Origin of the sequence: Halococcus sp. IIIV-5B, from assembly GCF_003602035.1 — an archaeon.
Classification (GTDB): domain Archaea; phylum Halobacteriota; class Halobacteria; order Halobacteriales; family Halococcaceae; genus Halococcus; species Halococcus salsus.
Genome location: NZ_QZWE01000050.1, coordinates 1 through 11,186, shown reverse-complemented (window position 1 = coordinate 11,186; position 11,186 = coordinate 1). Strand labels below are relative to the sequence as shown.

14 protein-coding genes are annotated in these 11,186 nt (G+C 50.8%); 8 read left to right on the top strand and 6 right to left on the bottom strand.

Annotation, left to right across the window (positions count from 1 at the left end; genetic code table 11):
* The first annotated feature begins 212 nt into the window (after window positions 1-212).
* The 3 genes from D3261_RS18880 to D3261_RS18870 all read left to right on the top strand — a co-directional run bounded on the left by D3261_RS18880 (window position 213) and on the right by D3261_RS18870 (window position 1,162).
* A complete protein-coding gene (locus D3261_RS18880) occupies window positions 213-398 on the top strand; it encodes a YegP family protein (protein ID WP_158589418.1) in 186 nt (61 codons plus the stop codon).
* 141 nt (window positions 399-539) lie between these two features.
* Window positions 540-824 (top strand): DUF433 domain-containing protein, encoded by a 285-nt coding sequence (locus tag D3261_RS18875; protein ID WP_120075073.1) that lies wholly within the window; start codon window positions 540-542, stop codon window positions 822-824.
* Window positions 821-1,162: a DUF5615 family PIN-like protein gene (locus D3261_RS18870; protein WP_120075071.1), complete on the top strand. Its 342-nt coding sequence runs from the start codon at window positions 821-823 to the stop codon at window positions 1,160-1,162. The genes D3261_RS18875 and D3261_RS18870 overlap by 4 nt, the downstream gene beginning before the upstream one ends.
* Before the next feature lie 420 nt (window positions 1,163-1,582).
* On the opposite strand, the gene D3261_RS18860 is transcribed toward D3261_RS18870, so the two are convergent.
* From D3261_RS18860 to D3261_RS20765, 5 genes are all read right to left on the bottom strand, one after another.
* Window positions 1,583-3,055 (bottom strand): type IV secretory system conjugative DNA transfer family protein, encoded by a 1,473-nt coding sequence (locus tag D3261_RS18860; RefSeq protein WP_120075067.1) that lies wholly within the window; start codon window positions 3,053-3,055, stop codon window positions 1,583-1,585.
* Complete coding sequence (locus D3261_RS18855) at window positions 3,052-3,486, bottom strand: hypothetical protein (RefSeq protein ID WP_120075065.1); 435 nt, start codon at window positions 3,484-3,486, stop codon at window positions 3,052-3,054. Before D3261_RS18855 ends, D3261_RS18860 begins: the two co-directional genes overlap by 4 nt.
* A complete protein-coding gene (locus D3261_RS18850; RefSeq protein ID WP_120075064.1) occupies window positions 3,486-3,797 on the bottom strand; it encodes a ribbon-helix-helix protein, CopG family in 312 nt (103 codons plus the stop codon). Before D3261_RS18850 ends, D3261_RS18855 begins: the two co-directional genes overlap by 1 nt.
* 540 nt (window positions 3,798-4,337) lie before the next feature.
* A complete protein-coding gene (locus D3261_RS18845) occupies window positions 4,338-4,703 on the bottom strand; it encodes a hypothetical protein (protein WP_120075062.1) in 366 nt (121 codons plus the stop codon).
* Between the two features lie 322 nt (window positions 4,704-5,025).
* The gene (locus tag D3261_RS20765) at window positions 5,026-5,337 is read right to left on the bottom strand and encodes a hypothetical protein (protein ID WP_233554040.1); all 312 of its coding nucleotides are present in this window, start codon (window positions 5,335-5,337) and stop codon (window positions 5,026-5,028) included.
* 33 nt (window positions 5,338-5,370) lie between these two features.
* Between D3261_RS20765 and D3261_RS20760 the strand changes: the two genes are divergently transcribed.
* From D3261_RS20760 to D3261_RS19825, 3 genes are all read left to right on the top strand, one after another.
* Entirely contained in the window at window positions 5,371-5,739 is a 369-nt protein-coding gene (locus D3261_RS20760) for a hypothetical protein (RefSeq protein WP_233554039.1), read from the top strand.
* 417 nt (window positions 5,740-6,156) lie between these two features.
* A complete protein-coding gene (locus D3261_RS18835; RefSeq protein ID WP_120075060.1) occupies window positions 6,157-7,095 on the top strand; it encodes a RimK family alpha-L-glutamate ligase in 939 nt (312 codons plus the stop codon).
* Window positions 7,096-7,101: 6 nt separating this feature from the next.
* Window positions 7,102-7,998: a hypothetical protein gene (locus tag D3261_RS19825; RefSeq protein ID WP_147465002.1), complete on the top strand. Its 897-nt coding sequence runs from the start codon at window positions 7,102-7,104 to the stop codon at window positions 7,996-7,998.
* 313 nt (window positions 7,999-8,311) lie between these two features.
* Here D3261_RS19825 and D3261_RS18830 read toward each other — a convergent pair whose 3' ends face one another.
* Window positions 8,312-8,584 (bottom strand): hypothetical protein, encoded by a 273-nt coding sequence (locus D3261_RS18830; protein ID WP_120075058.1) that lies wholly within the window; start codon window positions 8,582-8,584, stop codon window positions 8,312-8,314.
* A 329-nt stretch (window positions 8,585-8,913) separates the two neighbouring features.
* On the opposite strand from D3261_RS18830, the gene D3261_RS20460 reads away from it, so the two are divergent.
* Both D3261_RS20460 and D3261_RS19820 read left to right on the top strand, forming a co-directional pair.
* The gene (locus tag D3261_RS20460) at window positions 8,914-10,239 is read left to right on the top strand and encodes a PKD domain-containing protein (protein ID WP_199694073.1); all 1,326 of its coding nucleotides are present in this window, start codon (window positions 8,914-8,916) and stop codon (window positions 10,237-10,239) included.
* A 144-nt stretch (window positions 10,240-10,383) separates the two neighbouring features.
* Window positions 10,384-11,094 carry a hypothetical protein gene (locus D3261_RS19820; RefSeq protein WP_147465001.1) on the top strand — a complete coding sequence of 237 codons (711 nt, stop codon included), beginning with the start codon at window positions 10,384-10,386 and terminating at the stop codon, window positions 11,092-11,094.
* The last annotated feature ends 92 nt before the right edge of the window (window positions 11,095-11,186 follow it).

The following is an 11,186-nucleotide window of genomic DNA, read 5'->3' as shown; positions in this document are numbered from 1 at the left end:
CCTCCACGGTCCTGCTCGCGCCCACAGGGCGCTGTGCGGGCTTTCGCAGGCAGAAGGACATCCAGTAGTGTCTCAGTAATCTCACTCTCCTCTGAGCGCTCTTAGCAGATTACAGAGACATCTATCAGACACACCGCTGTCTAAACCACCTTCAAGTCATAGAGTATCGCAGGATCCAAAAATCTTATATTATAATAGATGTAGTTTGGCCTGTGACAGCAACATTCGAGTACTACGAAGGCAGCGACCGGGACTATTATTGGCGGCTCCGCGAGTCAAACGGTAAAATCGTAGCAGATGGGTCGGAGGGCTACAGCTCAGAGAGCAACGTAAAGAGAGCTATCGAGAACGTGAAACAGGAGGTTCCCAACGCATCAGTAGTGGAAGTGAACTCATAGACCAGTCACAGACGAAAAACTAGTAATCGAGCTACCGAGTTCGATACGATGATCTGAATGAGCAGTACAGCGATCTCAGCAGGGCATCACGAGTGACGTAGTGGAGACAAACTCTTTGTAGACCCACGAAAAAGAACGAGCATGACTCATATCGTCTCCACACAAGAAACACTTGGAGGTGAGCCACGGATCAAGGGTCGACGTATTGGCGTCCTCCATGTCGCCACTCGTATTGTAGACAAAGGTGAGCACCCAGAGGACGTCGCAGCGGATTATCGCCTTGACCTCGCCGCTGTTCATCATGCTCTCGCTTACTACTACGATCATCCAGACGAGATGCAAGAATGGCGTGAGAAGAAGCATCAGACCGCCCAGCGAGTGAAAGAACAGCAACTCGACCCCGAGAAGTTCCGTCAGCACGCATGAGAGTGCTCGCCGATGAGCACGTCTCTCCCACCGTTGCTAATACGCTTCAGAGTGAAGGAATCGAGGCAGTTTCGATACACGATACTCCAGCGGCTGGAGCCGATGATCCGGCCGTTCTGGCGTTCGCTAACGACAATGAAGCTGCTATCCTCACCAATGACCAGGATTTCATCACTCAGGAATTCGTCGAAGCCACCGACCACTGGGGGATCCTGTTCTATGAGGACCAGCGAACGCCTCGTAGTGAGATCGTTCGAGCCGTTCACAATGCTCTCAGTGTGTTGAGGCCTGAGGATATGCAGAACGAGGTTGTCTACGTACCCGACGGCTGGATATGATCTCTACTCTGGTTCACCAGTAAGCCACCACCACGCCCGAGTCCATGCGGGCTTTTTGCGTCGCTCGCGAGCACTCTGGTCTCGATCGCGCCGGTCCTCTGCATACCGAACTAGTTCGCGATGCTCTTTCCGCTGTTCGAGCAGCTGACGACGCTCTCGATTGAGTCGTTCGACCTCTTGTTCAAGCTCAGAAACTCGATCACCGGACTGTATGAAACTCCTCACCGCCGCTGATTTTGATTCATACTGTCCGCCGTCCCCCGATAATTCCTCCAACATTGCAGCTTGCTCATCCGTTACTGTGATCGTAAGTCTGGGCATGTATGAGCGAGTTCACCGTCATGTGAGAGTGTTCACCGCCGGGTTATAGACCTTTGTCAGACATGAGAGGAGGGTGATCTATCCCAAACTCGGACTTGATCAGAACGACGGCTCAGAAATCTTGGCGTGCCACCATCCGCTCGGAGACTGGATTAATGCCTTACCTGGCTCTTGATTCATCAGCTCTCCCGTGAGTAGTGGTTTTCCGCTGGTTGTTTGAGAGGACGTGGTGCGCACTGTCCCACCTTCTCCGTCCGGTTTCGTGTTCACGTCCTGTTGGCGGAGCATGCGGTCCCCAAGTCCACTCAGGAAGAACTCAGCAGTCTCAGCATCACCTGCACTGAACATCACCCGGTTGGGGCAATTCGACCAGATCGATCTCGCTGGTTCTTCTCCATAGGTGTCGATCAGCTGGTGGACGTCCTGGACCATGATCACCCCCCGTGCTCCCGATTTGCGACCCGCACTTGCGAGCTTTCGTAGATTGTCGATACGAGGGAGTTTGTCAACCTCGTCCAGCCAGAATTGCTGACGACCTGGCGTCTCGTGAGCGATATCTATCGCGCTCGTCGTCAGCATCCGCCAGAACCCCTCTGCATACGCATTCGATGTGATGTTGTCGAGAACCACCGCCCGGCCATCCGGCTGTTTGCAGAATTCACCGAGATCTACTGCCGGGAGAGATGGATCACAGATATCGCTCGTCGCTAGAGACGACATTACTGCGTTCACGTTGCTGTAGATCACGCCGAGATCGCTCCCGTCCGTTCGCTGGAAGGATTGAACCGCCATCTTCGCCTCTGGGATCTCACCAACCGTTTCAACTACCTCTTCGGGAGGCGTCTCGAGCACCTGCTGCAGATACCCGAAGTCATCGTACTCCGCTGAGCAGTACACCAGCATCGCTGTGAGCAGCATCTTCTCCGATTTCGTCCAGCCGGTTTCCTTCAACTGCTCCGCGGTATACAGCCCCTCTGCGAGGTTCTGCATCGACGCGAGATCCTTCGGCGTATCTTGGAACGGATCCCATCGCACCTCCGAGTCCTGAGAGGACATCGAGAGCACGTCGAAGCCCTGATCGCGCAAGAAATCACGCACCTCGTTTCGTTCACCGGCTTCACGGAGACCGTGAGCGAAGATCGACTCATCCGATCCCCACCGCCGAACATCGTCCTTGACGAACGACGACTTTCCTTTGCCAGTCTGCCCTGCTACTCCCATCGAGACTTCTCGGTCGAGCTCAGGTGATGCTGAGGAGTCCGACCCCTTCTTGTACACTGTATCCACCGGGATCGTGTTCTCATCCGAACGAGAGAACCGACGCTTGATCGTGTTCCATGGACCCGTTTCGTATTGCTCTCGACCAGTTAGCGCTCCGTCCTCCGCGAAGAGGTTCGCGACCGCAGCAGAGATCGCGAGCAGGGAAACGCCCAACGCCCGCTTGACACCGAAGTTCGCGGCTACTAGCCCTACCAGCAGACCAGCTCCGCCATACATCAGCTGCTGACGTATCGCGAGCGTTCCCCACCACTCTGAAGCCAGGTCTACACCCGGAAGTGCGAGGACGATCATGCTCGCACCTGCCGGTCGGCGAGATCCTCATCAAATTGTTCACCTACTGCCTCTCGCAGCGCTGCGATATCGTCGCGGTCCATGTACAGCTCTTCCTGAGTGCCCGCCTCCGCAACGTGGAGATGATTGTTCCCCTCGTTGGCGGTGTCTACCCCGATGAGATACGTTCCGCCGAGACGCTCTCGCAGGATGCTTCGAATCCCATCTGTGAGTTCCTCCGGTGAACGGTCCTCGAGGAAGGTGAACGAGTGCAGACGCGTCATCTCGGCGTTCATCGCGACGCGCTGGAATCCGTCGACGTCGGCAGCCGTCGCACGCACGCCCGCCGCACGCTCAACGCGACCGACGTCGCCCCGAGCGACGTAGTTCACGAGCTTCGACGCTGCAGCCGGAGTAGGATTCCGCTGGTATTCCGTGCGGTACTGGACCATCAGTCCTGCCCCCACTCCTCGTAATCGCTCTCTTCATCCGCGGAATCACTCTCCGGGAGGTCGAACCCCTCACGTAGGTCGGCAGCGATTCGGTCAGCTGCGTCGTCCGCGAGTCGCTCCATCAGATCAAAGAGCCGATCCTCAGCTTCGAATCGCTGCGCGGCATCGTCGAGGCCTTCGCGAGCGAGTTTCTCCTCAACAGCTTCGCGGACCCACTCGCTCTGGGACCTTCCAGCGGCTTCCGCACGTGCGGTGAGCGAGTCGTAGGCGGGATCGTCGACGTAGCCAACCACGCGATTGTCGTTACTCATGTGGGCACCCCGGCAGTCGTCGCGGGTGCTGAGCAACTGCTGGACTGGTGGGTTTCACAGCACCGACCAGGAAGAGTGTGCCAGATGGGCCCTTCCGGCGGTAAATAAAATTTTGATACAGTATATGGAGTAGTGGGGTGCCGTCGGGCGATTTTGCGGGGCACAACCCCGGATGATGGTGTGTTAGATCGGGTTCGATCCGGGTTCCGTCGTCGGGTTTTGTAGGTGCTAGACCGCCGTTTCAAGCTGTATTTACAGGAGAGCATGGCATATTGGTCTAGAAAGGGGGTTCTACGGATCTGCGGAGAGCTCATCTGTAGAGTATGCCGGTTACTGTAGCCCAAGATAGCGATAGGGGGAGGCGATTCTTGTTCCATGTTCGTAGCAGCTGTTTTTGTCATCCATCTGTGGCTGCAGATTAGAGCATCAAGAATTTAACCACCTCACAGCAACTGTTTGACAGTTTAGACAGCAAATCCCCTCGCTCCGTATCTCAATCACGGTCAATAGCAGGAAGTCAAAAGATAGCTATACAGAAGGTTAGAACGACTGTAACTTTTCAATGTGCTCTTCGGTAACCTCTGCTGTCACGATTTCAGCATACGGAGGGCTTCGCCGTGTGAGATTATCTTCCCATTGTCGCTGCTCCATATCGTCATTCATCTCCCAATCTAGGCCGATGTCATCCAAACGGCCGTGAAGATAGTCTCTTGCCTTGGCGACCTCTTCCCAGCCAGCAGTTTCCTCATCTTGTCCGCTAATGCCGAGAAGTATTCCTCCTACTTCCGCAATATCGCCATTAGCTTTGAGTAGGTAATCGGATCCAACTCCTATTCCCTCGAACTGCTTTTTGGTCTCATCAGCAAGTGCCTCGGCAAACTGGAGCCCCTGAGTGTCATCCACCATCTTAGTTCAGTGTACGACTTGAATCTGCACCTATAGGCGTAAAGGTTTGGCAAGAGAGCAGAAGCCATCGAAAGCAACAGAACTGGGAGAGCTACGTCCAGCTGTGAGTGGTGAGCGAGGATCTTTTGATAGAGGTACTCGGCCCTCCTACTGACACGTGCCGTCAGTGAGTGAACTAGTCCCTTTGTTCTCTATGCTAGCTGTGAGGCTGAATGAGGCAGTTTACCCGTCAGTAGTCGACCGATCTATACGCCGCGTCCGTGTGTGGAACGATTATTCCTGTTTGTGGTCTATCGTTTGGCAGGCGGTTCTCTGACGGGGTTCATGTCGTGGCCGCTGACGACGCGTGACAGTCACGTCCTGGTGTGGTGGGTTCGATGAGCATCTTCCCGTGGCGGTTGTGGTGGATGAACTGGATGCGTCCCTTCGAGAGCTCCTCGAGTGCTTCGGCGGCGCGGTAGACCTGTCGCCAGCCGAGCTGTTCACCTGTTGCCGTGCGAAGGAGCGACTTCTGGCCATCTTTGAGTACCCGACCCTTCGGTGTCTTGCTGGACCACTCCTTCCAGTGCTCGTAGATCGCGATGGCGCGCTCGATGGATGCCGTCACCTCGATGCCGGTGTCTTCGGCATCCATGATGGAGAGACGCTCGATAGGTGTGAGATCCTGATGCTGGGAGGCGGTTTCGGCGGCGTCACCCCCTACTTCGGACCCGGAAGAACCCTCCTCCAGATCCGCGAGCTGGTTTTCGAGGTCGAGGATATCGTCGAGGAGGTAGCTATCTTTTTCCTCAGCTTTGGTGGCGCGCTCTTCGAGGTGTTGCTGAGACTGACGAAGCTCGTGATTCTCGCGTGCGAGGGCGTGGAGATCCCCACGCTGCTGGTCGCGAACAGCATCAATTTCTGCGTGGAGTTGCTCGTTCTCGGCTTCGAGGGCTTCCACACGGTGGAGCAACTGGGTTATCTGATCGTCCGATTCGGCTTGGGTCGGTCCGGTAGTTTCAATACCGGTGGCTCTGTCTGTGGTCATAGAGGCTAACTGCTTCCTCGGTTTCGGGGGTGCTGGTGACACTCCCGGCCCGCGCGGTTGTTTTGGCGAGCTACTGCTACCCGCGCAACGCTGTTACTTGAATCTATTGGACGCAAGCTTTTCGTAGAGCAATTGTCGCACTCGACTTAGAAACTATCAGAAGAGGATCCGAACGCTGGTCAGGGGTCTTGTATCGTTGCTTACGGTGTTTCGAGGATGATTGTTCGATGTTGTCCGGTACCGGATATAGCTTGATGACGCGATCATCTCATCATTCAATAGCCTGCCCGAGTACGCAGTCGGGCTTTGGTTGGCCCGGAGAGCTGAGACTCTTTGGTACGGGATCATGAACGCAAGAAACACGTGTGTTGAAGCTGATCCACAACAAGAGTTATTCAGTAGGCACTTCATCGAAATTTAGAGAACATGACGGTATTGTTGATAGGGCTTGGTAATGTCCAAGAACTAACACTGGTTGCAGATGCTGTCGAAGCGCATGGGGGCGATGCAATTCTCTGTGATGTGAGACAATGGCCAAGTGATCTTCCCCTTACGATCAATCCTACTAAGGATGGTGCAACACTTGGAACGATATTCAATTACAGCGAAATAACTGGCGTATATGTAATGTCACATCATTTATTCAAAATATACAACAAGAGGTTCAAAGAAAGCCTAGAAAAGAACTTACTTCCAGTTATTAGACAGCTCCGTGAGTACAGAGCAATGTTTGAGAGTCTATGTCAAATCCTGGAATACCGCGGTGCCACAGTCATTCCATTACTTCGCAATCACAATTGGCAGGGGAGGAAACCTTGGCAATTGTTTTTGTATGACGACGAGAAAATCCCGACACCGAAAACTATATTCTCAAATGAGCGCGGCGAAGTTGAAACATTCTTTGAACAGCACGGCCGCGTTGTTTACAAACCAGTTTCTTGGGGCGGAGTTCCTCATGAGTTAAGTTATAATGATCTTGATGATGATCGGATTGATAAGCTTGCTACTGCACCGGTTCAATTTCAAGAGTTCATTGATGGAGAGGATCTTCGTGTGTATGTTTTGTCTGACGAAGTAATTGGTTCAATAAAGTACTCTAGTCAAAGCTTTTCGTTTAAGGTTGATATGAAGCGTGGTGATAGTGATGAGATTGATGTTGAAGATGCTACCATCTCTGAGGATATTGAAGCCACTGCTATTAGAGCTGCCCAATCTGCTGGTCTAATTTTTGGAGCCGCAGATATCCGTCGGCGACCTGATGGAACGCACGTTCTTCTTGAGTTGAATGAGACACCCCGGATTGCGCCTGCAGACATCCGTGCAAACCAAGATATCGCTGATTCACTTGCGAAAATTCTAGTATAAATAACTATGAAAAAGCGCGTACAATATGAGGACCCGGAAGTTAGTTATTTGTGGTTGAAGTCTGAAGAGAGGTTCTATATTCGTAACCCAGCTGGAGACTTGAGACGCGTCTCTGAGAATGCACTAACATTACTTGAAAAGCTCGCTTCAAATGATCTTGAATATAGTGAATTGCCTGAAAATGCATCAGACTTAGTCAAAACACTACGGAGAGAGGGTTATCTGAACGATGAAGGTCAAGTAGTGGAACTTCTTCCTCCAGATGATATACTTCTATGGCCCCGTATTTTCTTGTTTGTTTCTCTTCTTACAATAGGTTCGTATGCAGCACTGTTTGAGTTGCCGAATTTCACGTCGTTTGAGCAGCTGTTCACGCCTATGCGAATGATATCTTTCATTTCTATAGCATTAATTTCATTGATTATTCATGAGTGTGGCCATTACTTCGCTAGTAAATCCTACTTCAGTCCAGAAGTTCGTGTTGGTACTATCAATGGGATTATTCCTGCAGTTATTACTGAAACAACTGGAGCGTGGATGCTTCCACGTAATCGTCGGTTGTGGATCAATCTTGCAGGACCACTTGTTCAATGTATTTGGCTTCAAGGTCTGATTCTTCTACACTATACGGTTTTTAGCGACAATGTTGTGTTAAGCATCGCAATTGTATGGAATGTTTTGCAGATCATCTTCAGTCTCAATCCGCTAATACATGGTGATGGCTACTGGATGTTTTTAGACGCGTTCAATATCGTTGATTTGCGAAAACGGGGCATTGACGATTTGTTTAACAAAAAGATAACCTCTGCATCAACGTACGTTGTAGTCTCATACTCATTTTCCACAGCTATGTTTCTGCTATCTCTTACAGGCATGGCCTATTTATTGGGCCTTATAGATTGAAATTTCCAGCCCCGTCTTGCCACATTTGGTTGGCCATTAGATATATGTGTGGTTGGCACACACATACAAGCGGGTTTCAAACGATGGAACACTTCATCGAAGACCTGAACGAAGATGATATCGCAGAGGTAGAAGAGCGAATGAACGCTGCGATCACTCCCACCTGGAATGACGGTGGGACGTCGATGTAGGGTAGGCGATACGCCCCTACTATTCGTTCATATTTCCGAGTAAAACAGCCGCTCTGTAAACATTCTTAAAGAGGTTGTCAGTAATATCTCATACGAGTGATTACATTGTTGGCTCCGATTGATCATTTATCCGCTCGCGCTCGCCGGCTCGGATTCACATCAAGATCGGTCTCGATGCGATAACTCAATTCAACTGTGGAGGTCGAGAGAACCTCTGCAAGCCCTTCGGTCATATCAGGATGGTTGATTGCCTGCTCAAGGTTCTCCAGCATTCTCAAGGTGAATTCGGTCGAGAAATCGAAAGCGCCTGATTTGGTTCCTTCTCCAGCAGCTTGCATGATCTGGCGCAATTGATCGACTCGGTACTCGTGTTTCCCGTCTGTTTTGATTCGCATTTATACCTAACCGTGAATTCATTACACATCGCCTCGCTTAGAAGCACTGGTTTGAGCAACTGAGTGCCGTTTGTTTATGCTAGGGTTCGTGTTAGGATTCGGGACGACGTGTAGAACCTGATTTAACTGAGTTTCCTTGCACATCGATCAATCGATCTAGTGTGCAACGAGAGAGAAGCAATTCTCTCGATGTGCAACCCCGTGTTTGAACCTATGGGAAACCTGCGCCGGCTACTCGGTGTCATCTCCTGACAACCAGATCTCAACCTTTCCGAGGACTATACCATGATTACCAAACAGAATATATGTTGTTTGATTATAGGGTATCTATGAGCAAAGGCTCTTCGAGGAGCATTACAAGGTACCTCTTTGTCCTACTTGTTGTTTTACTCCTGAGCACCGCTGCAGCGGGACAATCTGCGAACTCTTCAGTTACGGTCGTAGATACTGTCGAGCTGTCTGAAGACCTACGGATCACTTGGAACTTAGCATGGGACGGCACAAACCTGTGGCATGTCGGAGTGGCGAATTCTTCTGGGGTAAGAATACGTGAAGTCGACCCAAGTACTGGTAGCATTCTCGACTTCGTCGAGCTTCAACAAAGTTCCAATATAGACGGTTTGGCAGCCACTGAAGACTCACTATGGGTACTAACCTCTCCTCAGAGTGACACTCAAGAGATACTTCAAATTGATCCAGATACCGGAAACAGACAGAAGACAATCCCTGTGCCAACCGAAAGCCAAGGACTTGCGTACAACAACGGTTCCTTGTGGACTATTGGGACATCTAATGGTAGATTCTTCGAAATAGACGCAGATACTGGAAACGTGACTAAGAAAATGCAGATGTCGTCTTCATCATCATCAGTATACTCTGTAGAATCGCTGTCATGGGCCGAAGGATTCCTGTGGGTGGGAGGTAGTAGCTCAATCAAACAGTTTGATACAACTGGTTCAACTGCAGTTCTGACTAACGATCGTTCTCTATCTTCCGCTCCCTACGGTTTGGCATGGGACGGGGAGTATTTCTGGATTGGTTACTATGAAAATACGACAATCAATAGAATCGATATCGGAGAAATAGGAAGTCCAAATTCCCCACCTGATGTTCAGCTTCGTTACACTCCGAGTAACCCAACCGCTGGTCAGTCTGTATCATTCGACGCTTCGAGTTCAACTGATCCAGAGGGATACATCACTCAGTACGAGTGGGATTTTGATGGTGATGGAATCTCTGACGCTCAAGGGGAAAACACATCGAGAGTCTTTGAGGAACCAGGTCAGTACCACGTCAACCTACGTATTCATGACAACACAGGCGGTATAAACCAAACAAACAGAAGCATTACTATCGACCCACCGGCCATCACCACCGTCCAGGAGGCAACTACTGTCAAGCAAAGACAACGAGATGACACGTTGGTTACCACGGTAGCCAGTAGTGGCAGTTCTGTGTCTCCATCTGAGCCGCCAGCCCAATCCGCGAATGATCGGAGTCAAACATCGTCACAGGGCAACGTAGGCAAAGAGCAAACTGGTACTAACGATGCAGCTGGAAAGCTGAGTTTGCTTGAAATAGGTGCATCCATAGCTACGATCACAGTAGCATTAGCTGGGGGAACCCGGTGGGTCTATCGGCGGATAAAAAAATAGGCTCGTAGGTTTTCGGTTGTCACAGCGGTGTAGTCAAACCGCGCGAGAAACGCGTGTACTGAGTATCTTGCCATCCTGAATCCACCTCCCCTCCGCAAATCAAAGAACAGTTTAGTTTCTTGGCCTGACATACTGAAATGCTATATGAGATCACAAATCAAAACTGCACTTCCGTATATCCTTCTTGGAATCGTCAGTCTCCTTCTTGGATTAATCCTAAGCCCCACAACATCGCTTACGCTCAACATTGCAAACGAGGGACTTCAGTCCGCAGCAGCCATTGCAGCGGTCGCTAGTGCACTTGCATCGGTCTTCCTTGCGGTAGTTACAGCGTTGTATACTAGCTTCACCAGAAAACAGGTCAACGAAGCCCAGAAATCCAGAAAGCAAGAGATAATTCCTGTATTTGAACTCGACATTGATTACTATGCAATGAGTAGTATAGGCGTCATTCTTCGGAATATTGGAAATGGGCCAGCTAGAAACGTGGAAGTTACGCTCATACTGGACCCAAAGGAAATCGAGGAAAAAGTTAGGAACAAAAACGTGCGGGCAGGAGACTTTATCGGCATTGTCGATCCGTTCGAGACAATCCCAATGAACCCTGAGGAATTAGATCGGTTTGACGAGCTACGAGTAGAAGGCAAATGTGAGAACCTTCGCGGCGATAGGATAGATATTTCAGACTCATTTGACCTTTCGTTACTTGATCAGGACGATGATTCTGCGTTTTTCCAGAGTCGAGATCGGTCCGAGAAGCATCTTCGTGACATCGCTAAAGAGCTAAAGAAAGTTCGAAAAGAGACTAAGTCTGTGTCCAAATCGGTCGACAATGTAGCAAAGAAGGTCAAATAGCTGAGAAACATGCTCAGGTAGTCGTTTCGCTCTCAATTACTCACTGCAACAGTATCGTTGGAGAGTCCCGGCCCTCCGGGCCGGCCAAAGCC